Below are 24,438 nucleotides of genomic sequence, written 5' to 3'. Positions count from 1 at the left end.
TTTTGCTTTATCAGATTGGAATGTGAGTTCATAGGTCAATTCAAAAATAAGTCCATATGACAACACGATTATATTTTTTTGAGTTTCGTAATGTGTTCAAATAAATTTTTTTGATATGAATATGGCTAGTTACATCTTCAAAAAACAGTTACAGATGTTAATACTATTTAAATATTTTTATATAGAACAAATTTTTGCAAGATATTCAAATTTTACTATTCTCATATTTGATTGAATTACATAAATCTTTTCGTCATACTTAAAATATTAATAACTAATGGAGAAATTTATATGGGAATGAGTGATGAATTAAGACAATTGTTATTATCCACAAATTTAGGGAAAAGTCGTGAGCATCCACTTGCTGGTTGGAATGTTTTGACTATCCTGTATGGAAACAGGGCTAGTGCTGATATTCCACGAACATTAGATTTCTTAGTCGAACAATACAATGGCAATTATTTAGATGAAAAATCTGAAGAAGAAATGATCAGTGATAATGTTTTAAAGAATGTCCTTAAAACATTGAATGAAGACGCTAAATTCATTGAAGTTTCTCCACGGAAAATCAGAAGAAGAATGGAAAGCGGATCCTATCATATGCAACAAGCATCAGTTTATCGAATTACTAGTCGAGGAATTGAATTTTTAGTGATGCTTCCCAAGGTGTTGGATGCGGAAACAACTGTGACGGCCAATATTAGTAGAATCAATGAATATTGCCGATTGATCAAAAAATTAAACTCTCCACATCTTGATTCCACCAATACTCAACTATTTAATGACTTTAATAATATGGTATCTGCATATACGGATGTTATGAAAGGGATGCATAAGTTAAGTGAAGATTTAGATGAGATCTCAAATGATTTAGCATTCAGTCATGGTGGAAAGATTGCTGAACACTTGAATAATATGCTTGATGATAAAGCCTTGCCGGCCTACAATCGATTAATTAAACAAGGCTCTTTAATTCAGAATTTAATAAAAAAAGAAAATTTTGCGGAAATGATTGCTCGCAGTCGTCAGGGAGATGACAGTTTAGAAATTGATCAGGCAATTAATGATCAAGTAAAATTAACAGTTCAAAGAAATCAAGATCAGCTATTTGTTCAAACTAAGCTTATGCAGCTATCGGCTAGTTTTGAACCAACATCGTCAGCTATTGACAGTAGTTATGATTCAATCTATTTGATTTTTCAAACCATTTTAGATTCTATAAAGTTATTGAGTAATGAATTTGATCATATCAATGCTCAAACAATTGATGTTAAACAGTTAACTAAAGACATTGACAAATTATTGATTAACTTTAAAAATATTCGAATTCCAAAACAGTTGCCTCGTCATTTAGCCCAAGATAGAAGTGACTCCAATCCTGATGATTTATTAGATGCCTCTGTTTTAGGAGCAGTAATCTATCAAGCAAACACAGTTGAAAGAACAACGGCTACTGTTGCAGATAACCCAGTAATTGCTGGTGACGACAAGATAGATGATAATCAGACATCAGCTTTATCTGAATTTCAAAAATTGATCATGATTGACAGTAAAAATGGACGTTTGGACCGTAATTTGGAAGTAAGTAATTTAGTCACCCGAGATGAAATCATACGCTTATATAGTGCGACTAATTACGATTACTACGAAAGCTTTGCACCATTTGGAAGACCTGTCGAAAATGTGACAGCAATCTTTGAAACAGGGCCAATTTGGATTCATTGTCAAAATGAAAAATATAGTGTTCAACTACCAAACGGATTCTATTTCAACTTTTAAGAAAGCGAGAAGAAAGATGGTCACAAAACTTACCAATTCAGAGCACATGATTGTTAATCAATTGTTAGACAACGGTCTATTTACTAGTCATCCGTATAAGCCTTCTAAAGATATGCTAAATGCTGTAAATGTTTTACGGCAAACTCGTAACCAACAACGAATAAACATTTATTTGAGAGACCTCATTGGTATCCAGCCAGAAAATATCCAAGAAAACTTGCTGCTTATGTTTGGTGAAGAATATGAAGACTCTGAAACTGTACATGTACTCTTGGCCACACTAAAAACAATTATTAATTTGCCTGAATTACAGACCAATCAAAGTGATCGTACGGTCTTGACACAAATGGTTATTAGACAAGTTAACAGTGAAGTTGTCGAGTTGGATGAGAAATCAATCAGACAAATAGTTACGGAAATATTTGTTGATCAGTTCAAGCTTTTCACATTGGACTATCCTGAGTTTGCCCCAAGTGAGCAGAACCAAGAGGTGACTGAATACTGGCATATCAATCCTGATTTTAATACAGTTGCTCAAGCAATCGTTAATTGCATAAAAAAAGACTTTGATAAACAAATCGATTTGACTACTATCCAAAAGATCAATCAGCAACTTTTAATACATCGGTATATTGGTAGTCGTAGATATCCTGAACTATGGAATTATTTATATAAAAATAAGAGCCAAATTGCTGAGCAATGGGCGGCCTTAGACCGTTTTGATTTGGAGATTGGTGATAGTTATGCTCTATTGTTAGATAAGAAAAGACAACAAATTAAATCAAAACCGGCTGTTACCGCAATTTCTGTTGCCAAAAGTATTCGAACAGGGATTTCGCAAGATAAATTGAATACATTGATTAAAGAGAGAATCGATGATATTTTTCCAAATAATTATATTGCACTCAGCCAAGTTAAAGAGTCATTGATGGATCTTGGTTTGATAGCTATTAAAAATGAATTTATTTTCCCAACACCAATTGTTCAACGTTTTGATCTTGAAGAACGTTCGAAAGGAAATGACAATGAGTAGAAAAATACTGACACCAATTAGTTTTCACCTTAGAAATTTTAATCACTATATTGATAAGGATATTCAAGTCTCCAAAAAAGGTAATTTCACTTTGATAGGAGAGAATGCTGCGGGTAAGACCACTTTGGCTAATTGTTTCTTTCCAATGCTTGTAGACGGGTCAATTGCAACTCCTTCATTTAATCCTGCCAAAGGCACAGACAAAATTGAAAAAACGACAACTCGAAATTCTAAAAACGATACTAGAACTTTTGAAAATATGCTTTTAGGTTGGGGTAAAGGATCGATGAAAGTTCGGACCGGCTATAGTTATATGCTAATGAAATCTGAAAACGGCAAGTCATTGTCGGTATAGGTGCTCATCGGTCAATTGGTGAAAATAGGAAACCGACTTGGTGGTTTGTTGTTATTAGCAACAATATAGATGAAGATTTAAAGTTAAAAACCAGTGATATCAATGGCGAAATGTTTTTAAAAGATGAATTTTCTTTCCGGAATGCTGATTTAGGAAATGAATTTCGTGTTTTTTCTCAGGTTAGTGAATTCCAAAGTTATGTAGCAAATAATATTTACGGATTCAATGACGTCAGAAGTTTGCACCAATTAGCTAACGCTTATCAATTACTTGCTTCACCAATTTTAACAGCTGGAAATTCTCGACTTACACCAATTTTAGAGGCAATGAAGAACGCTCAAGAAGGAATTGATGCTCAGATAATTGAATCTGTAGCTGATACCCAAAGGGAAGTCAATCGTAAAAGATCAACCTTAGATAGAATTGAGCGTGGAAAAAAGAAATTAATAAAAATGAAAAAGGAGATTTTTTGGCGAAATTTAAATCGATTACAAGAAAAATTCCTGGAAGGTTATGGAAATCAATCAAAAAATTTATCAGAACAAAAGGTCAACAAGGAACAATTAGAAAAAGCGCTTGATCGATTGGTTGAACAATTAAAAATACTGAAGCCAAAATTGGAACAAGCACAATCGAAAATTCAAAAATTATTACAAAAGCAAGCCCAGCAAAAGATTCTTGAAGACCAACGTCAGGATAAGAAAAATCAAAAAGAATTTCTTGAAGTCCAAATTAGAAATTATTTAGGAATTATTAAACAATTACATGAATCAGAGGAAAACTTGGCAAAAGCTCTGCAAGTGATGGATAGCCTTAATGCTGAAAAAGAAATAATTGATAATAAAATCAGTCCTATTAAACAACAATTATTTTCACAGCTATCAAACCTGACACAATTGGATAATGGTTTCTCTGAATTTGAATTGTCAAAGCAGATCGAACAATTAAAGCATTATATTCGTAAGATGAAAAACTTGCAAAAAGATTACCAGAATCTCGTTGATAATAAAAATCGGCTGAGCGAAGATATCAAAATAGTTTCAGAAATGCGCGAAAATATGGATGAAAAAATTGATTTGCGTGCTAGTGGTCCTGTTGTTGGTAGGATCAAACCAGGATTGCATCAAGATAACAAAGATGTTCACGATGCAGGTGCTGCAAAAATGAGTTACAAATATAAGTTACTGGAACAAAAACGATTAGATTTACTCTCAGATAATGCAGATTTACAAAAATTTATCGATAATGCCGAATTACCATCATTGATTCGCTCATTAGTTGACGACTTGGATACTTTAAATAAAACTTTGACTGCTATCCAACAAAAAATTGATAAAAAAGAAGCAGAATTAGCATATATTTCCAACGATATTTCTAAAATAAAAGCTACTTTGAATCAAGAATACGATGGGTTCGATGTTGAAGTGAAAAAAGCTGAAATACAAAAATTGGAAAAAGAAATAGCATCCTTAATCATCGACGATAATTTGGACAATAAAATTCTTTCAGCAAAAGACGATCTTGAGCAATATGAAAAGTCTCAGACGCAATTAAACAATGATAAAATCAAGAATCAGGCTGATATTGATAACCTTGAAAGATCAGTTAAGCAAACTGAAAAGTTATTAACCAACTATAAAGATGATACTGAAAGAAATTTAAGAATATTAAAACCGTATATGATTGAAGATTATCAACTTCTAACAATTGATGAAAATATGAAATTTTTGACTAGTCACAAAACTGAAGTAAGAAATAATACTTTTAGCGAACTTTCTGAAAAAATCGGTCGTATAATTCGTAATAGTAATCAAAATGGTATTGATTCTTATGCTTTAGACTCTATTTTTGAAGAACGGGGATATTCTGCAATAGCCAGTCTTATGCGGAAAAATCGGTCCATCAATGAGGAATCTTTGGTAGTGGTACCATTTGATATTAATCAAGCTCAAAAGATCTTAGACACAGACGGCTCTGCGGTAGAAAAATCATTGAGCCAGCTCAAGTCTGGTAACGTGGTCGCACAGACAACTTATCTTGAAGCAGCAGTTCATCAAATTTCTGATCAATATGATTTGATTGATGGATATAATAAAATGCTGACTCATGGTGTTAGCAAATCACAGGGTATTCAATTAAAAGTATCATTAAAACCAAAAGATGTTGATATAAGAGTGATTGAGGAAGCTCGTGATACATCATTAACTGAACGGCCAAATCTTTTAAGAGCAGTCCAAAATCGTTTAGAAAGATTGGCGAGTGATATTACAATTGCTGATGATGATGAGCTGTTTATTGAAGAAGCTCAAAAGTTATTAGATATTCGTCAATGGTCCGATTTTCAAATTTGGATTCATCGAAAACAGGCTGAAGTGGGGGAGTTTGAACTCGTCGATGATAAATTCGTTCAGTCTGGTGGTTCTGGGGCCGAAAAAGCTCAATCAATGGTTCTACCTTTATTGTTAGTGCCTAAAATGATTCTTAATCGATCAAAGTTTTCGGATGCTCCACATTTGATAATGTTCGATGAATTTGCTGATAAATTAGATCCTGAAACAGCTAAGTCATTTGCGAGAACCATCGATCAATTTGGTTTTAACTTTTTAGCTACTATGCCAAGTGGTTCTCAAAATAAAATATTAGCCGATGGTGTCGATAATATTGCTTATGATGTAATTCCACCCAAAAATAAAAATGATGGTCGATTTCATGAAAATGAAGTCCGTGAAGCGGTCATTTGGACAAAAAATTAATATGAGTAAATATATCGAAGTTTATCAAAGACAAACTGGTAAAGTTTTATCTGGAGATGCCAAATTATTAGATTCAATCTTTAAGAAAATTGACACTAATCAGTTATTACCGCCACTTGGTCAGCAAGCTGTGGATCTTGGTTTCACGGCACACACGTTCAACGATTCTAAAGTGTTACCGGAGATATATCATTATTATCATTGGATAATAAATAACTACTTTGCTGATAAAACTATCAATGAGTTAAATGCTAACTTGATTGGAAATTCTTTTGTCAGTGCCAATATTATCGGTACTGATCTTCCACAACCAATTACCCTGAATTCTTGGCAAATCAACCAATTAGAAACCGTTAAAATAATAAATAATAAAGCGGTAATTGTTGAAAATAATGGGGTTTTTATTTGGTTACATCAGTTGCATCCAAATTGGCCATTAATCAATCAGTCAGGCAATAATTTCAACCGTTACTATAATTTGTTTTTAAAAAAATTGGTGGGCCAAGGCCTAAAAGTGACTTATCTAGGTGACTTAGACAGCGAAGGGATAAAAATTGCTAATCACTTGTCATCATTAATTGGAGAACATATATTTGAACTTCAAAATTCAGATCAAGCTTTTGATTGGTTAGTTCGATATGGAAAATTGGATGCGAATCGTAGCAAAGCTGTCAATGTTGTAAACCCCATTTTACAAAGAGAAGCAGATTCAATACATACCTTAGGTAGATTTGTCGAGCAAGAACAGTTAATTCAAGAGTATGAACCAATAGTTGAACAATGGTTGAACGAGTAAAAATGTAAATATAACGTAAAAATGAGAACGGACAAAGACTGACGATTAAATGAAACTTATTAAGTTAAGCTTATTGTAGGACGTAGATTGGTTGAAAAGGAGTATTTTACTTATGTAAAATTGATCTGAACCCTTAAGTTTGGACATTTAATTATGCTGCTTTTGCAACGGAAAGTTCTTGGTATCCTACCGGTGACTTTCCGTTTAGTTTTGTCTTTATACGTCTGTTGTTATAGAAGTCGATCCATTCGGTCATTGACCGAATGAGATTGGCTTTTTTGTTGTAGTGAGTATCCATCATTTCGACCTTCATGATGTGAAAGAATGACCCTATAGATGCATTATCAAGACATGTTGTTTTTCTGGACATGCTCCGAAAGACGTGATGTTCTCTTAAAACTCTTTGCCAGGTACCATTTTGATATTGGAATCCTTGGTCTATATGTACCGTTGTCTGATAGTTTAACTTTGTAATGCATATTTAATGCTTCTTTCAAAGGTTTTATAGCAAATTCAACAGTTGGATGTTCACTGATATTAAAAGCTAGTATTTCTCCAGAAAATAGATCCATTATCGGCTCAAGATATACACGATCATTTTGGCCTATGTCTCCATACCTAAACTCATTAACGTCTGCTACTAGTTTTTGATACGGCCCATCAGTCATGATACGTAGGACTTTCTTATGATTGACAGTGAAACTCAATTCTTTAAGTGCATCAGTCATGCGACGATACCCGTATTTCTTTGTATATTTTGGATCTGATTGCCTGATCTCATCCATAGCTTGAATGATCTTATCTTCATCAAATTATGCGTGCATAATAATACGTGCTTCTTGGTATTGAGATGACTTTCAAAACAGCCTTGATTTGCACTTGAAATAACTGCCTTAAATCAGTGGCTATTTTTGAGATTTCTTTTGTGCTGATTTTTTCTGAGTTAAGCCATCGACCTTTTTTAAGAATTCATTTTGAATTTTTAACATCGTATTCTCTTGTTTGAGTCTCTTTATTTCTTCATTCAGATCATTATCCTTTGATTGAGTTTTGTTTTTCGATTTTCTCTTAGTCAATTTAGGATTACCTCTACGCCGTTGTAAACCGGCTATTCCCATGTCGTCATATTTCTTCTGCCATTGCTAAACTGTGTTAGGAGAAGATAAGTTGAAGTGTAGAGCCGTTGCTGGAAGCGAGGCTTTATGTTGGTTTAATACTTCAACTTTAAACTGACTAGAATAATTTAAATCTATTTTACGTGGTATAAGTGAATCTATTCCATGTAAATTAAAATTATGTAACAATTAAGAATTAATGTCTCGTCACTAATGCTATATTTTTTTGCAAGTGATGTGGAACCACAACCATTTAAATATTCAGTTGCTATTTTGTTTTTTGAATCTAGATAAAATTTGACCATGAGGAAGTACATTAAAAATATAGGATATTTCATCTAATCAGTTAATTTGACCATATCCAGATGAGGGATGCCTGTTTCCAGATAAACGTCACTTGTAGCTTGAAAACCAAAACTACTGTAAAAATCCTTGAGATATGCTTGAGCTTGAATATTGATTTGGTCAGCTTGTGGGAAACTACTTTTCACTGAGATTAATGCCTGTGAGAATAGTTTACGACCACTACCGTGGCCACGATTTTCTTTGGCAACAGCAACGCGTCCGATCCTGACTTGGTCGTTTTCAGGGATCAAGCGGGCATAACTGACTAAGTTTCTGTTGTCATCGTAGCCTAATAAATGTTGAGCAATTTTATCGTCCTGATCAACTTCCTGATAGTAACATTTCTGTTCGACTACGAAGATGGCTACCCTTAATTGATAAATGGACCATAATTGTTCTGTAGTGAGTTGATTGAATGATTTAAGTTGATAGTGAATCATGATATTTCCTCCAAATAAAGAATGGTGTGAAGATAAACATTTTTTAAATATCATAAAAAAATCAATCCAAAAAAATGGATTGATTTTATTTATAGTGCAATATGTTCATCTGAACTATGACGACGACTTAAGAAAATCAATAATCCGAGCCAGATGACGTCGAAAATCAGTGAAATCAAGGTACTTGTTTCAAAGAGCATCATTACTGCAACGATGGCAAAGAAAATCAGTACGATGTAATCGGAAATTGGCGAAAGTGGCATCCGGAATTTTGGATTATCGGGATGTATTTTTCTCAATTTCAAGTGAGCTAAGATGATAGCTCCCCAAATGAATAGGAAACTGGTTGTTGCGACACCAGAGATCAATGAAAAGACGTCGCTTGGCATAACTGCATTGATGATTGCAGAAAAGGCAATCAAGATAGCTGATAGAATAATTGCCACTGATGGAACATGGTGTTTTGATAACTTGCTGACTCGTTTGACACGAGGACTTTTTGATGCTCCCGTGAGTTCTGAAAGCATTCTTCCGGTCGTAAAGAGGGCACTATTACATGAAGATGCTGCTGCAGTGATGACCACGAAGTTGATAATATCAGAAGCACCGTTGATACCAATTTCATTAAATACTAGAACAAACGGACTTGAATTGGCATTTAATTGGTTCCATGGGAAAATACTCATAATGACAGCTAGGGAACCAATATAGAATAGTAAAATTCTGATTGGTAAACTATTGATGGCTTTAGGAAGAACAGTTCCAGGATTTTCTGTTTCTGCTGCAGTCATACCAATCATTTCGATACCAACGAAGGCAAAGACGACCATTGGTAATGACAGTAAGAATCCTTTCCAACCACGAGCGAAGAATCCACCATGACTGACTAAATTGACTGGCGAAGAAACACCAGCACTAGTCTTGAATTGAACGATCATTAAGAAAATACCGACAGCGATTAAAGCTAAAATAGCTACAACTTTGATCATCGCAAACCAAAACTCTACTTCACCGAAAGCTTTGACCGTGATCAAATTGACACACAATAGGATAATCAAGGTTATGATTCCTGGGACCCATTGAGGCAAACTTGGTAGCCACCATTTAATATAAACACCAATAGCAGTCAATTCTGCCATGGCGATTGCAATCCAACTGGCCCAATAAGCCCAGCCAATCACAAAGGCAGTTCTTTTGCCGAGATAATCGTAAATGGCTTCCACAAATGAGTGATATTCTAGTTTGGACATTAAAAGTTCTCCCAGTGCCCGCATGATCCAGAAACACATTATCCCGGTGACCAGATAAGCTAAAATAATAGCTGGACCGGCAAAATTGATGGATTTACCAGCACCTAAGAATAATCCAGTACCGATGGCACCACCAATTGCGATCATTTGAACCTGACGAGGCTTTAGGTTCCTTTGAAGTTTGGGCTCTAAAGACTCATCGCTTTTTTCATTCATAAAATATGATTCACCTCTCAGTTTAAATTATATACATTTAAACTGTTTATAATTATAGAGCACTTGTCCACAATTTGATATCATTTTTTTGATGGTAAAATTATAAGTTAAATGTTTTGCCACCAGTCTCGAAAGGTGTTATCGTTTACATAAATCATAGGAGAGGAGTTTTATTTATGAGCGTTGATAGTAAAAAAGATCAAATCAAAGGTAAGACGAATCAAGCAGTCGGCAAAGCTAGTGGAGACGATACCAAAGAATTAAAAGGTAAGGTTCAAGACTCACTAGGCAAGGCCAAAGATAAAGTCGATGAAACAGTCGAGAAAGCCTCAAAGAAAATCAATGATAAGTTAGACTCAGACAAAGAATAGCATTACTTATTTTTTGTAAATATATTAACCATCAAAAAATGACATCGAAATCTTCGATGTCATTTTTGTGTTGCAGAATTTTTTTATAAATATTTTTCTCGAATATCTTGAGAAATGATTTTGTCATGGTCGTAGATTTGATCGTCTTTTTCAGTAATTGAACGGATCTTTTTAGCCGGGTTACCAGCTACGATGATATTTGACTGAACATCTTTATTGACGATACTGCCAGCACCAATGATGGAATTATCACCAATGGTAACCCCCGGCAAGATGATTGCACCCGCACCAATCCAGACATTTTTACCGATATTGATGGATTTATTGTATTGGAGCTGATTTTGCCTTAATTTTGGTGAAATAGGGTGAGCTGCGGTCGCAAAAGTGACATTTGGTCCAATCATGGAGTAGTCACCGAAAGAGATATTGCCGTCATCAACAAAACTGCAGTTGTAATTGACATAAACATTTTTTCCAAAAGACACACTATCTAAGCCACAATTGGCGTCGACTGGTGGGGTGATCGTCAGGTTTTCCCCATAGATACCAACAGTATCTTTAAGAATTTGTTCTCCTTTTTTCAGTCCCAAATCAGTTTCAGGAGTGTGATTGTATTCATAGATTTTTTGAACCAAATGGTGTTGATATTCAATAAAGTCCTCATCAGAACAATTATATATTTCTCCTGATTGTCGAAGCTTTTTGAATTCACGGATCTTCTCTTCAGATATCATTAGCAACCTCCAGCGATTATTAGAAATACTTATTAGCATCCATTACTATCAAGTTTACACATTCTAACTAAAATATTCATCTTGATAATAATTGTTCATAAAAACGTCAATATTTTTTAAGGTTTGTTGAATAAAGCTCCAGTATTCTTTAAGTAACGAATCAATCCAATAGAAAAATGTTATTTAAGAAAGAAGTGATTTTATGCGCTGGATACCTTTATTTTTGATTTTATTTTTCACATTCTTTGGTGGTCTAAACATCTATCAAAGAGAAACTAGATTAGCACAGAGAGGCTTTTATCTGACAGGATTGGTCTATCTGACTTTGCTAGAAATTATCGTTTTCACGCCCATTTCATTTGATGGTTCTGCAGTCTACATAATGCCATTAGGAGTTGGTCGGTTGAATTTGACGCGACTTGATATTAATTTAGGCTTTATTGAAAATATTGTTTTAACTATACCTTTAGGAATGATGATCAAATGGTCATTCAATCATTGGTCATTACTCAGGATAACTGCAATTGGTATAGTCATTGGAGGCATGATTGAAACTAGTCAATATTACTTATCACACGCCTTTTTGATCAATCGTTCGAGCGATATCAATGATGTTCTGGCTAATGCATCAGGAATAGTGGTCGGAGCAGCTATGGTAGTGGTATTTTCCTACTTACTTAATAAGTCCAACGTTAAATATGCGCACTCCTGGCTCTTAAAAAATTAATAAATATCAAATAAGACTGGCAATTTATAGCAAATATCTGTATGATACTTGTTGCAGGTAGCCTACCTGTTATTCAAAAAGTGGCAGTTGTATACATTCCAAGATCCGTTATACAGTTGTCCGGGGTCCCACATCAGGAGATGTGGGGCCTTTTCTTTTTCTCAAAATTAGGACGCCTTTTCTAAGGCGTTTTTGACATATAAATGTCATATTCTTTTCATCATCATTTACGTCTGAATAATATATAATATATGTAATATTTATTATGTAGAGGAAAAATATGAAGAAAAAAATTATTACAAGTTTGTTAATTAGTGCCAGTTTTATTGGTGGGATTGCCTTTAACACTAATCAAGTAAAGGCTGATTCGAACGAAGGCACTGTTACTACTCTTAGACAAGCACGACTTTATAACAGTAAAGGGGATTTAGTAAAAAATCGTTCTTTAGCAGCAAATACTGCTTGGTACACCGATGGCAAATCAAGTCTTAACAATGTGGGAACTGCCTACCGTGTTTCTACTGACGAATATGTTAAAACAGATGACGTACAATTTTCGGATAATAATTCATCAAGTGATACAGTTGTAAAAAACTCTGGAACACTTGAGATCAGTTATGCACCCACAAATGGGATTGATTTATATCAAGGATACGGTCCGAATAAGGCGGCAACGGGAACTAAACTTACTAATGGGACTCAGTGGAAATTTCTTCAAAAGGTCATCGATAGTAACGGTGATGCCTGGTATCAAATAGGTAATGATCAATGGGTCTCAGGACAATATACTAAGGTCACTAATACTAGTTTGGATGAATCGGCTGCCAAAGTTTGGGATCCAAATTTTGCTGCTCTAAAAATTACTGCCGATAGTCCAGTCTATTCAGACAGCAACTACAGTTCAGCTACAAGCAAATGGTTATACACTGGTGCAATAGCCGAAGTAGACTCTACTGTTCAAGCAGGTGGAGAAGTTTGGTATGAGATCAGTAATGGTGGTTGGGTACCATCTTCAACCGTTTCTACTATTTCAACAACCCGTCCAACTGTTCAGTTGAATGGTAAGTCAAAAGATCAAGTGATCTCTGACGTGATAAATGTGGCTAAAGACCAATTAGGTAAGCCTTACGTTTGGAACGCCAAGGGACCAGACAGTTACGATTGTTCAGGATTGATGCAATATATTTTCAGAAGCGCCACTGGACAAAATATTGGATCTTGGACAGTACCACAGGAAACAGCCGGAACAAAAGTAGCTATTTCTGACCTCCAACCAGGAGACCTAGTTTTCTGGGGCCCCGAAGGAGCTAGTTACCACGTTGCTCTTTACCTTGGTAACGATCAGTACTTAAATGCTTTGAGACCAGGTACCAATGTAAAAATCGATACGATAAGCTCAAGTTTTGAGCCATCATTTGGTGTACGGATCTTTAAGTGATTTGTGTTTTTTGGTGATTTGAATAAATACTATTTTATAGTGACCTATTTTTTAATAGGTCATTTTTTTTATTAGACGATATGTGAATTATGTTATGCGGTTTCATAGTAAATGATTGTTACTTTTATTGATAAGTTCACTTAAACGCTATTTAACAAAATAATTAACAACCTGTAGAATTAGGAATTGCATTTTATGAATGCAATGAAGAATTAGAGGGGGAGTAATAATGTTTACTAATGTTTTTATTTTGTTACTTTTGTTGATAGTAATTATTGGGGTGATACTTTTTTTACGAAAATCATGGAAAAACTGGAAAAACAATAATGAAAAATCAAAATTAATGTTGCTTATTTCAATCGGTACAGCAATCATCCTTGTTCCATTATCATTATCAGGTGTCTATGTGATGGCTGATAGTATAGTTCATCCAGTACCAACTATTATGATTCCAAATAATACAGTCAAAATTCAGGGGACACACACTACTGGAACTTTAAGAGGAGTCACTACACCCAATATCTTAGTAAAATTAAACGAGTCTGATGGTGTTGATGACGTAAAAAAACAGACTTATTCAAATAATCAAGGAAAGTTTTATTTTTCTGGTCTTGAATCTGACACCGATTTTAAATTAAAGGCGATAAATGGTCCCAATTCATCCAAAGATATGCACGTGTCGATTGGGGACATTCCAGATTCAGCCTATGCAAAGTTGTCGATAGATGGTGCAGATGAATTTGGTGATATTAAAAAGAAACAAGACAACAATGATCAAGCCACAATTACTGGTCATGCTATAAAAAATGGAACGGTCGAGCTAGACGATGCTGACTATAATAAAATCAAATCCATTTCAACTGGAAATGATGGCAAGTGGTCATTCACTCTCCAAGGATCAGATAAAAAGAAAAAAGTTGAATATTCAATATTTGCACATAAAAAGGGTCTAGAGGATAGTGATACTGACGATATTACTATTACGAATCCAAACTATGTAAAGCCTAAAAAAAATACTACTGCCAAAGATACAGATAGTTCTGAAAAGGACAATCAATCGTCAAATTCCGGCACATCTACGGTTAATAACAAACAGACCAAAGGGAATAAAAAAAGTTCGAAAGCATCGAAGGAAGATGAAAAGGTACAATCATTTGAAGCTGACATAAACGCGTACTTGCAAAATCAATATCCCGATGTAATGTTCAACTATGATAAAGATACAAACACCGCTGAGGTTATTGTGTCCGATGATGTAGCATATATGAGTAAAAGTGCTCTGAAAGCATATGCAACACCAATTTATAAACGAATCAAAATGTTCTCTACTGCTGAAAACTTGGATGAAGATCCATACATGCAAATGCAAACGAAAGATGGCAACGAAGTTGCTAGATCTGGAATTCTTGGTGGTGTAAAAGTTTATGCTAGTAAATAATTTTAATGTGCTTAGATAAGTTTCTGACAGTGCTTTGAAGCAATATTGAAATTTTAATAATAAAAATTATTTAAAGTCCCCGATAAATATCCAATAAAAACAGACTTTTTGATTGGATTCTTATCGGGGACTTTTAGTGTAATAACTAAGGTAATAATTATTTTAAAATAACATTGGATTAAGAATGGCGTAAGCTCGCAGAGTTTGATTTATAGGTTTAATTATTTTATGTTGACCCAAAATTCTAGAATTTTTTCCAAGTGTGACATTGACATAGAAAATTTAACTGGTCAAGATGTTGGGAACCCTCATCCTAGTGTTTCTAATTTAAAATCTTAATAGTTTATTTTTGTGAGTAACGAAAGAATGAAGTTTCTTTGAGGAAAACCTTTGGTAAATACAGAGAAATCTGTACTGGCTTGTAAAGTTTACTCAAGATAATAAGATTAAATATGTATGCATTGATTAATGTAAAAAATACTGATGATATTTTTTGTTAAAAATAAAATAAAATAAATAATGTTTCCCGTAATCCTTGGAGCAGAATTGATTTCAGAAAATTTGATACATGTTTTCACTTTCGTGAATAGTATATTTTCAAAATATCTGTATAATCTTGAACGTACCATAATCATGGTATATATCTAATCTTAGGGGGGAACTATTATAGATATGTTTATTAACGCCTGTTTAAAAATATCTTTAGTGGCATTTGTATTGTATATTTTGTGGTTTTTATTTTTTTGTTTCAAAAAAACAAAGAATTTGCCGATAAAAAAAGGGAATTTAATATATGAGCTATTTATAATGATGCCATTATTAAACGAAGAAAAAACAGTTTCAAGGTATATATCAAAGTTAAATGATGAATTGGACAAAGTTGATGAAACTATTATTCCCAATATTGTTTTAATCGATGATGACTCTGATGATCAAACTTTAAAAGAGTTGAACAAGTATGCGAACACACTGAAAATTTATCAACGAACTAAAATTCATATTTTAAATCGTAAAAAACCAAATGCTCAAACTGGTAAAGGTGACGTACTAAATTTTGGAATAAACTATATTTCAAAATTACCGCATACTTTATCTGAGAAACAAATTATTATTGGTATTATTGATGCTGATGGTTTCATTAGTCACAATGATATTAATGATATTATCGGAACATTTGAAAAAAATAATATTAGCATGGTTCAGTGTTCCGTTGGTATGTTCAATAAGAAACAAAATTGGCTTTCAAAAATGCAGGACTTAGAATTCATGGGCAACAATGCATTTATGCAAGAGTGTAGAAATATTATTGGTCAAGCAATTGCTAGCGGTAACGGGCAATTTGTAACTCTAAAAATGGCTGAAGATGTTAAATGGGGAAAGTCACTTTTGGAGGATTTAGAATTTACTCTTCGAGGCCTTTTTAAAAATCATCGAGCACTTTTTTTACCATCCGCTACAGTATATCAAGAAGCTGTACCATCACTTAAACCTCTTATTGTTCAAAGAGTAAGATGGTGTCAAGGTTCGATGCAATGTTTGTTTAAATATGGTAAAGAAATAATGATCAATCGATTGATAACACCAGCAGTTAAATTTGATCTTGTGCTCTTATTGATTTTGCCGTTTTGTAGTATGCTTTTAAATATTGCAAATATAGTTACTCTACTAGTACAATTACATAATGCGCTGACTGGTCATTTAATCAGTACTATTTTTATATTGTCAACAATTGCTATATTATCAATTATGGTTTGGCTAATTGTCCTTAAGAAATATCTTAAAATTACAAAAGATAATTTTAAATTTTCTCACATTATTACTATAATTGAATGTATGGCATACAATATATTACTTTCATTTGTTCCTTATATTTCTTTCAAGAATTTATTGAAGAAAAATAACTCGTGGGCTAAAACTTCTCATGGTCAAGTTGAGTTGGATGTCGAAGACATTGAAAAACTTTGATGATATTCTAAACAATCACTTGTAATAATCAACAAGTGATCGTTTTTTTATGGAATATTTTTAAGCTAACTCGTTTCTTAATAGTAAAAATTTTCAAATTAATCAATCAAAATTAATCTATTAACTTTATGATGGATAAAGGTCAGTCGAAAACTCATATTGCAAAGCTTTTGGATGGACGATTAGAAATATTGATGATTGATGCCCGTTAAAGTCAGGAATTTTCCTTAGATTAATTTTTGTAATAGTAAGCTTTAGTTACTATGACGAATTGTAGGCTTGCCTGTTTTGTACTTGATATGAACGTTAAATATCTACAGAGAAACGTCACCTAATATTATTAGGTGACGTTTTTTATGTCTTAAATTTAATTCGTTGTGCTATATATTTAAGATCCAACTTTAATAAATTTATTCATATAGACGTTTATAACCAATGTTATAACCAAAAATTCCGAAGTCTTTAGCTACAATAATTATTTCAAAAAACGTCTTTTCATATAACTAAACATTGTATGTTTATATACTTTATAAATATTATATTTCTGAATAATCACTATCAACGGTTTTGTTATTTTACATTTTATTTATGTTAGACGCTTTCATTATATAAAGCACACGGATTTAATAATTCCCATATTTTAAATTTTGTTGTTAAAAAGAAACTTATTTTTTTAATTTATATATTTCACTAAAATTTAAATTTTTAATTCGATTGTCACGATGATAAATTTAAATTATTGAAGAATTTAGGGGGGAATATGCAAAATTCAAATTGTCCAAACTATGTGAGTAAACAGATTAAGTCTATGGATATTGATGTCATTCAAGATTGAAACCATATTGTAAGTTGCAGGGGGATTGTTTTGATGCCTTTTTTATTAGATCAATAATCTGTCCGAGAAAATTTTCAAGTCTGATTCACATTTGGATAATTTAAATGAATGTAAAAGTTAGAAATTGTATTATAAAAATTAAATTTAATGATCCTAAAAGATTGACCAATGCTAATTAGCTTTGTTTAAAGATTTAACAGCTATTGAAACTTGCGTAAATATAAATCAATTACGTACTGTTCAAATGATTTGTAATAAAATTTTGGAGTGATAATTTTAATGAAGCCTCGTATTTTAACGACTATATTACTTTGTACAGCAACCTTAACGACGACGGTAACTCCGGCCATTGCCGCAGTAACGCCTGAATCTAAAGCAACTGAACAAACTCTTACTAACTTTAATTCGTCTTCACAGGATTTGTCCTCGAAGTCTGTTCAAACATCAGAAGATACTACTAATATTTCACAGACAGCTTTTATCAATCTAGGTATTAAAAATAATAAACTAACAGACTCAAAAAGTCAGAATCAATGGAATCCAACGGGGAAGCCTGCTATCACAACCGATGACGAGATGAATGGTGATGTCTTAAATCTCGATGGTAAATCGGCTTTCTATACAGTATTGTCAGATAGTCAACAAGATCAGATAAAGAAAGAACTAACAATCGAGGCATATTTTAAATACGATCCAAATATGGACGTCGATAACGAGCACGAAATTTTTTCTAGTCAACAATATGGTGGCTTTGGTCTCGGTGTTCAACATGGTGAGGTGATCTTTTTTGCACATGATAGTCAAAATTATAAAAAGCCTTCTGGTAAGTTAAAAACTGGACAATGGGTTCATGCAGTTGGGGTTATTGATAAGAATAAAACAGCTAATCTATATTTGGATGGCAAACTTGTTCAATCCGTAAAAATGAACGGTGACTTGAAATTTGCCGAAAATACTAAGGACCTTGTTTTAGGTGGGGATGCTTTACCTGGTTCACATGTTCAGTCAGAAATGAAAGGTAAAATAAAATCAGCTCGATTATATTCTCAAGCCTTGAACGCAGACCAAATTTTACAATTAAGTCAAAGTGCTCATAATGACCAGCACAAATCTGACCACGTTGAGCAAACGATGGAGACGCAGTTGGTTGGTCCTAAGCAAATCGCTGCAGGAGCAACATACGGATTGAATGTTCATGCTCGACAATTAAAAGCTGATAATTCCCAAAAATTATCCATTGACGTTGTTTATAATCCAAATCAGTTTGAGTATATTGATTCAGAACGTAAACTGGGGAACGACAAAACTACGATTGAAAAAGTTTCCGACGGAAGGATAAGAATCACATCATCTGCCAAACTATCAAATGCTGATTTCATTTATTACGCAAAGACTAGTTTGGGACGGATCAATTTACGCGCAAAAGAGAATGCCACCGGCCAAGCAGATATTCATTTTGAACAAATCGGTCAATCAGGTGAAATCCAACTAGGATCACCTTTAATTGTAGATGTTAAAGCTGAAATTAAACCATATAAGCATGTCATCGTATTAACAACTGATGGTGGTGGTGATCCATGGGATCCAAATGGAATTTTTTATGATATGGGGATTGGGGTGCCTATCTGGACTAAAAATCCATATTTAATGAAAAAACGTCAAAACAAATATACGATGGACTTGTTCAATAAACAATTTGCTATGAGCACAACAGCAAAATCTGTTAAGCCAGCAATTTCAGCCCAGAACTATATTTCGATGTTACATGGTCGACCATGGGCAACTTTACCTCAGGAATATCGCGGGACTAATGCAACCATGGGACAACAGTATTTTGCTGATTTTGGAAAAGGTGATCCGTTATTCCCCTCTGTTTTTAAGGTTTTACAAAAAAACAATCCGACTCAACAAACGGCAGCGTTTGCTGAGTGGGGAGCAATCGTTAATGGTATTGTTGAACCCGATGCTGCAGTTAAAACCAAACAATCTGAGTCATTGAAATCATTCGATGACGTAGCTGATTACATTGGGACAGATGATTTTAAAAATACGTCTATGGTCTATATGCAAAGTGATTTCATGGACCATACTGGACATACAAAAGGTTGGTATAACAATAATTATTGGAAACAATATTATCAATACGATCAACTGTTTAAAAAAGTAATGGATAAACTAGAAGCCACTGGTCATATCCACGATACTTTGGTGATTGCAAATTCTGATCACGGCGGTGCAGGAATGAACCATGGTGCCAATAATAATCCCAATCGAAATATCTTTATTGCCATGGGTGGGGAAACGGTCGATAGCGGACGTCGCCTGCATGGGGGCAGTAATTCTGATATTACCGCTCTAGTATTGAATGCCTTACAAGTACCGAACGCTCCACATATGGTCGATAGTAAAGTCTTCGATAACTCTGCTTTCTTGAGTCAATCAGAGTTATCTAAGAAGAAACGTGATGTTGAAACTATTCAGATAAAGGATCAAGGTGACACTGTTCAGCTTGGATTAACAAACTTGAAGAAACGCGGTATCAAGTCATTTGATATGAGAATTGATTTGAAAGGACACAGTATCAGAAGCATTAGAACCGTTAAAGGTGCCAGAATTCTGCGTAAGAAAATCGAAAACGGTGTATTGAAATTAACAGTGACTTCCAAGCACCAATTTACTGGCCGTTTGGCAACCATCAAGTTAAAACATTCTGAAACTCAGAATCCAGAAAAAGTTTCAATTAAAGAAGCAATGGCTGCGATAACCGATGGGACAGAAGTCTTAGTAGATTTGGACAATGATAATGGTGCCACCACACATGATGGTAAAGATTAAGATTCTAATTTTGATTGGTTATATTTTTGATGACAAGAATAAACATTCCCATTTGTATTGGGGATGTTTTTTTATCATCGACAATAAAAAATGTTACTTACAGAAAAGTTGCTAGGTAAATTAATACTTTTCAATAAAATTATGAAAATAAAAAGGCGAGTACAATCAAGATTTTAAATCTCGATCATACTCGCCTTATTTTATGGAGATGAGGGGAATCGAACCCCTGTCCAGGCATAATGCTATGTAAGCTTCTACACTCATAGTTATGCTATTTGAAGTTTCGCCATCATGAGCGCCGCACAACCAGGCAAACCATAATGACTATTCTGATAAATCTCTTTTTAACTATTCAGAAGTGATAGCTAAACGTAGCCCAATTAATTTGAGCCCCAATTCTGACCCTTGGGCGAAGTCAGGTTGGATCACGCCTAGACTGTTATTAAGCAGCTAATGCGTATGAATTATTATTTTTTGCAGTTATAATAAACTGAATGTTTTTACGAAACATATAAACGAAGTGCAGCCCACACGCTATTACACATGTCGAATCCAGAACATCCCCAGATATTCTTTGATAACCGGGAAGTTCCCCGGAATACTTATATTATACCGTAAATTAATATTTCGCAACAGTCTTACCTTTATATAGTAGATTTTGGAAAATCCTCAGTTGATTTCACATCAAACTGAGGATTTTTTTAAAAGTTTAAATATTTGTCTTCTATAATAGTACAGATTTTAATAACGACACTAGAAATAGCAATTGACAGTACCGCTAAACCAAAAGAAAGCCAGCCGGTCACAAAGATATTTCCAATACAAACAATCCCGTCGATTATGAACAGGCTGATGTATCGTTCGATGCCGAAATTTTTGTGGAGGATCAGTGGTGGAACTGTTGTCCCGCCACTGGACATATTCAAAGTATAGAGGATTGCTAGCCCGATTCCGAAGATAATACTTCCTATTACTATTGATAGAAAGATTTGGGACACTAAATCGACGACGGGAGTGATAAAAAGTAATAGTGGTAGGACAAAACTTCCAAAAGTCAGTTTTATGGTAGTAATTTTTTCTAAAAAGAAGTAAGAAACAATCAACATTACTATGTTAATAGAAAAGACTGACCAATAGGTGGGAATGTTGAATCCTTCAAATAATAGGATAGCGACACCGGTGGCACCACCTGCAGCAACATTACTTGGTTCAAAGAAAAGATTGATACTCAGGGCAATCAATTCAAGAGAAACCAGCATTAAAAGAACTTTTTCGAAATTTTTCAAACTTTTTTTATTCATATTATTAAATATACCATCTTTTTCAGAGACCGAGCAATTTTGATGATGGTTGACTAGTTGGGCTTTAATTAACTATTTATATAAAAATATTACGATAATATTACCGAGGTTACATAAAAAGCTGAAAATGTAATTTTCATGGAGTGGTTATGTAACATTAACCTGTTATAGTACTTCACATAGCGATAAGAGCTAAACTTTTAAAAAGTAAGGATGTATTAAATTTATGAAAAAAGTATTATCACTAGCATTTGTAAGTGCCATGGCTTTAACAGCCTTCGGAATTAAGACAAGTACTTCTCAAGCTGCCACAACATTGGATAGCAGTCATGTATCTGTTGTTGCCGGTGACTCATACAAGAGCATTGCTGAAGCAAACGGTGTTTCAGTTGCAGCCTTGGAACAAGCAAACGGTCGCCAAGTTGGCGGATTCGATTTGATCTTCCCTGGTGAGACAATCACATTGCCTACATCTAACGCTGCTGCACAAAATACAACAGCAACACAACAACAAAATACACAAGCACAACAAGAACAAGCCCAAGCTTCACAACAACAAGCACAGGCTCAACAAGAACAACAAGCACAGGCTCAACAAGAACAACAAGCCCAAGCACAAAAACAAGCACAACAAGCCCAAGCACAACAGCAACAAGCACAGGCTTCACAACAACAAGCCCAAGCAACACAACAACAAAATACACAAGCTGCAACACAAACAGCTACACAAAACACTCAATCATCAGCTTCAACACAGTCAGCTGGTCAATATAAGATCAGTTTCTATGATCCAGCTGTATTAGGTTCAAACATGGGTTATTCTGGTGTTGCCGCTAACTTATCTGTCTTCCCTAAGGGAACACAACTTAAGATTACTCTATCAGACGGTACTGTAATGTATAGAACTGTTAATGATACAGGAACATTTGCTAACAGCAACCCTAACCAATTAGACGTTGCTATGCCTAACGCAAGTATCCCTTCATACGGTGTTACAACAGCATCTGTTGAAGTAGTGGGCTAATCTACAATAAAATATGAATCATGAAATAACTTCAAGCGAGAAAAACTCGTTTGAAGTTTTTTTTGTATCAAAAGAGCCCACCAACATCGTGGCAGGCTCTGGAAAAAATTTTTATTAATTAAAATTGCTTAATTTATGATAAATGTTTCAGGGAGGCTCCTTTTTAAAAGTTGGTTGAGCATTCTTGATAATAGTAATCTGATGTGAAATATAAACCGCCGATAGTGGAGAATTGATTGATCGAAAATGATTGAGAAAAAATTGGATGAATTTTTTACTCATCTAGTTACCTCCTAAGGTATCAAGAATCAATTTATATTACAGGTTCATCATACCAGTTTTTGAGAAAAATATGGGAGAAAAATACTTTAATTTTCAAACCGCTATAACGCTGGAAAAAGCTTGTTATAAAGCAAATTTAACTTATTTTCCATCATTAGAAATATTTAATCAAAAAAGAATTTTACTAATAAATTGCTTGACAAGCTTGTTTTTAGGCTTTATTATTTGAGCCATCATAAAAGTTAAAACTAATTACCAAACAAGGTGATCAGGGGAAGTAAGCGAATATCGATAGACAGAAAGCCTTCATATGCTGAGAGAAGGATTGAAATATTCGTTGAAAATGACCTGTAATTGGTGCGCTGAGTCCGAAAGGATAAGGTTGCAATGGTTGGTACCCATTAAAGTACACGCGTATATATTTCGTACGTTGATAAGTGGATAAGTGTAAGTTTATCCAGAATTAGAATGGTACCGCGGGTAAAGCCGCTTCTAAAAGCAATCAAATTTGCTTTAGGAGCGGCTTTTTTAGTTTTAAATTTAGATAATAGGGAGGAATATCATGAAAAAGTTACGTGGTTTTATTTTAGTGGCAGTCGCCATTTTTTCTATTTTCGTTTTAGTTGGTTGTGGCAATAACTCATCAGAAAAGACGGTCAAGATTGGGATCATGACTTCTGATGATCCAATCTGGAAACCTATTAAACAAAAGCTAAAGAAACAAGGTATCAATCTGAAACTGGTCGAATTCAATGATTTCAATCAACCTAATCAGTCACTTGCTCAAGGAGAGTTGGATATCAATTCTTTCCAACATATTTATTTCATGAATAATTGGAACAAAGCTCACAATACTAATTTAGTTTCGATTGGAACAACGTTTATTGCACCATTAAGAGTTTATTCGACTAAATTAAAATCAATCGATGAACTGAAATCTGGTGATAAGGTGACCCTTCCTAACGATGCAACCAATGAAGGGCGGGCCTTGGAATTGTTAGAATCAGCTGGTCTGATCGAATTAAAGAAGACTGCTTTACCGACTGTCAAAGATATTACCAAATATAATAAGAAGATCACTATCACACCACTAGATGCAGCTCAAACGGCTCATTCCTTAGATGATGCATCAGCTGCAGTGGTCAATAATACAATCGCTGCTAGTGCCAACTTGCCAGAAGATGAAGTAATCTATAAAGAAAAGGTAACTAAGAAGTCAAAACCTTGGATCAATGTGATCGCAACAGACAAGAAAAATAAAGATAATCCTACTTACAAGAAAGTAGTGAAAGCATACCAATCTGAAGCCAATGCTAAGAATATCAAGAAACAGTATAAAGGCACCACTATACCGGCATGGAATTTAAAGCTTTAGTGAACTACAGCGGTACTAAAGTACCGAGCTT

The 24,438-nt window shown here is 34.2% G+C and carries 20 protein-coding genes and 1 other RNA gene; 13 read left to right on the top strand and 8 right to left on the bottom strand.

What is annotated here, in order from left to right:
* Positions 1-291 precede the first annotated feature (291 nt).
* The 5 genes from FC27_RS03175 (at position 292) to FC27_RS03155 (ending at position 6,716) form a co-directional block, all read left to right on the top strand.
* Complete coding sequence (locus tag FC27_RS03175) at positions 292-1,779, top strand: hypothetical protein (protein ID WP_010624159.1); 1,488 nt, start codon at positions 292-294, stop codon at positions 1,777-1,779.
* 16 nt (positions 1,780-1,795) lie between these two features.
* On the top strand, positions 1,796-2,812 hold the full coding sequence (locus tag FC27_RS03170; RefSeq protein WP_029508143.1) for a hypothetical protein: 1,017 nt from the start codon (positions 1,796-1,798) through the stop codon (positions 2,810-2,812).
* On the top strand, positions 2,805-3,167 hold the full coding sequence (locus FC27_RS03165; protein WP_050901047.1) for an AAA family ATPase: 363 nt from the start codon (positions 2,805-2,807) through the stop codon (positions 3,165-3,167). The genes FC27_RS03170 and FC27_RS03165 overlap by 8 nt, the downstream gene beginning before the upstream one ends.
* 110 nt (positions 3,168-3,277) lie before the next feature.
* Positions 3,278-5,920 carry an SbcC/MukB-like Walker B domain-containing protein gene (locus tag FC27_RS11985; RefSeq protein WP_050901046.1) on the top strand — a complete coding sequence of 881 codons (2,643 nt, stop codon included), beginning with the start codon at positions 3,278-3,280 and terminating at the stop codon, positions 5,918-5,920.
* A 1-nt stretch (position 5,921) separates the two neighbouring features.
* On the top strand, positions 5,922-6,716 hold the full coding sequence (locus FC27_RS03155) for a DUF2399 domain-containing protein (RefSeq protein ID WP_029508142.1): 795 nt from the start codon (positions 5,922-5,924) through the stop codon (positions 6,714-6,716).
* A gap of 151 nt (positions 6,717-6,867) precedes the next feature.
* Here FC27_RS03155 and FC27_RS12205 read toward each other — a convergent pair whose 3' ends face one another.
* The 5 genes from FC27_RS12205 to FC27_RS03130 all read right to left on the bottom strand — a co-directional run bounded on the left by FC27_RS12205 (position 6,868) and on the right by FC27_RS03130 (position 10,082).
* Positions 6,868-7,086 (bottom strand): IS3 family transposase, encoded by a 219-nt coding sequence (locus FC27_RS12205; RefSeq protein ID WP_081483526.1) that lies wholly within the window; start codon positions 7,084-7,086, stop codon positions 6,868-6,870.
* Positions 7,061-7,501: an IS3 family transposase gene (locus FC27_RS03145; protein ID WP_081483525.1), complete on the bottom strand. Its 441-nt coding sequence runs from the start codon at positions 7,499-7,501 to the stop codon at positions 7,061-7,063. Before FC27_RS03145 ends, FC27_RS12205 begins: the two co-directional genes overlap by 26 nt.
* Before the next feature lie 120 nt (positions 7,502-7,621).
* On the bottom strand, positions 7,622-7,834 hold the full coding sequence (locus FC27_RS11980) for a hypothetical protein (protein ID WP_010624156.1): 213 nt from the start codon (positions 7,832-7,834) through the stop codon (positions 7,622-7,624).
* Positions 7,835-8,169: 335 nt separating this feature from the next.
* A complete protein-coding gene (locus tag FC27_RS03135) occupies positions 8,170-8,616 on the bottom strand; it encodes a GNAT family N-acetyltransferase (protein WP_010624155.1) in 447 nt (148 codons plus the stop codon).
* Positions 8,617-8,705: 89 nt separating this feature from the next.
* Positions 8,706-10,082 carry an amino acid permease gene (locus FC27_RS03130; RefSeq protein ID WP_010624154.1) on the bottom strand — a complete coding sequence of 459 codons (1,377 nt, stop codon included), beginning with the start codon at positions 10,080-10,082 and terminating at the stop codon, positions 8,706-8,708.
* A 176-nt stretch (positions 10,083-10,258) separates the two neighbouring features.
* Here FC27_RS03130 and FC27_RS03125 point away from each other — a divergent pair, with 176 nt between their 5' ends.
* Complete coding sequence (locus FC27_RS03125; RefSeq protein WP_010624153.1) at positions 10,259-10,453, top strand: CsbD family protein; 195 nt, start codon at positions 10,259-10,261, stop codon at positions 10,451-10,453.
* An 83-nt stretch (positions 10,454-10,536) separates the two neighbouring features.
* On the opposite strand, the gene FC27_RS03120 is transcribed toward FC27_RS03125, so the two are convergent.
* Positions 10,537-11,187, bottom strand: coding sequence for a sugar O-acetyltransferase (locus FC27_RS03120; RefSeq protein WP_010624152.1), 651 nt, complete (start codon positions 11,185-11,187; stop codon positions 10,537-10,539).
* Between the two features lie 202 nt (positions 11,188-11,389).
* On the opposite strand from FC27_RS03120, the gene FC27_RS03115 reads away from it, so the two are divergent.
* The 5 genes from FC27_RS03115 to FC27_RS03095 all read left to right on the top strand — a co-directional run bounded on the left by FC27_RS03115 (position 11,390) and on the right by FC27_RS03095 (position 20,425).
* Positions 11,390-11,914 (top strand): VanZ family protein, encoded by a 525-nt coding sequence (locus FC27_RS03115; RefSeq protein WP_010624151.1) that lies wholly within the window; start codon positions 11,390-11,392, stop codon positions 11,912-11,914.
* A gap of 280 nt (positions 11,915-12,194) precedes the next feature.
* On the top strand, positions 12,195-13,352 hold the full coding sequence (locus FC27_RS12135) for a C40 family peptidase (protein WP_010624150.1): 1,158 nt from the start codon (positions 12,195-12,197) through the stop codon (positions 13,350-13,352).
* Positions 13,353-13,581: 229 nt separating this feature from the next.
* Positions 13,582-14,790 carry a hypothetical protein gene (locus FC27_RS03105; protein ID WP_010624149.1) on the top strand — a complete coding sequence of 403 codons (1,209 nt, stop codon included), beginning with the start codon at positions 13,582-13,584 and terminating at the stop codon, positions 14,788-14,790.
* Positions 14,791-15,462: 672 nt separating this feature from the next.
* A complete protein-coding gene (locus tag FC27_RS03100) occupies positions 15,463-16,755 on the top strand; it encodes a glycosyltransferase family 2 protein (protein WP_010624148.1) in 1,293 nt (430 codons plus the stop codon).
* 1,114 nt (positions 16,756-17,869) lie between these two features.
* Entirely contained in the window at positions 17,870-20,425 is a 2,556-nt protein-coding gene (locus FC27_RS03095; protein WP_010624147.1) for a LamG-like jellyroll fold domain-containing protein, read from the top strand.
* 200 nt (positions 20,426-20,625) lie between these two features.
* On the opposite strand, the gene ssrA is transcribed toward FC27_RS03095, so the two are convergent.
* Together ssrA and FC27_RS03090 are read right to left on the bottom strand one after the other, a co-directional pair.
* Positions 20,626-20,990: a transfer-messenger RNA gene (gene ssrA, locus FC27_RS11575) on the bottom strand.
* 136 nt (positions 20,991-21,126) lie between these two features.
* Complete coding sequence (locus tag FC27_RS03090) at positions 21,127-21,726, bottom strand: YitT family protein (RefSeq protein WP_056938069.1); 600 nt, start codon at positions 21,724-21,726, stop codon at positions 21,127-21,129.
* Between the two features lie 226 nt (positions 21,727-21,952).
* On the opposite strand from FC27_RS03090, the gene FC27_RS03085 reads away from it, so the two are divergent.
* Both FC27_RS03085 and FC27_RS03080 read left to right on the top strand, forming a co-directional pair.
* Complete coding sequence (locus FC27_RS03085; protein ID WP_010624145.1) at positions 21,953-22,750, top strand: DPBB and LysM peptidoglycan-binding domain-containing protein; 798 nt, start codon at positions 21,953-21,955, stop codon at positions 22,748-22,750.
* A gap of 844 nt (positions 22,751-23,594) precedes the next feature.
* Complete coding sequence (locus tag FC27_RS03080; RefSeq protein ID WP_010624144.1) at positions 23,595-24,407, top strand: MetQ/NlpA family ABC transporter substrate-binding protein; 813 nt, start codon at positions 23,595-23,597, stop codon at positions 24,405-24,407.
* Positions 24,408-24,438 lie beyond the last annotated feature (31 nt).

It is taken from the genome of Companilactobacillus versmoldensis DSM 14857 = KCTC 3814, from assembly GCF_001434295.1.
GTDB lineage: Bacteria > Bacillota > Bacilli > Lactobacillales > Lactobacillaceae > Companilactobacillus > Companilactobacillus versmoldensis.
This window is presented reverse-complemented; position numbering and strand designations above follow the sequence as displayed.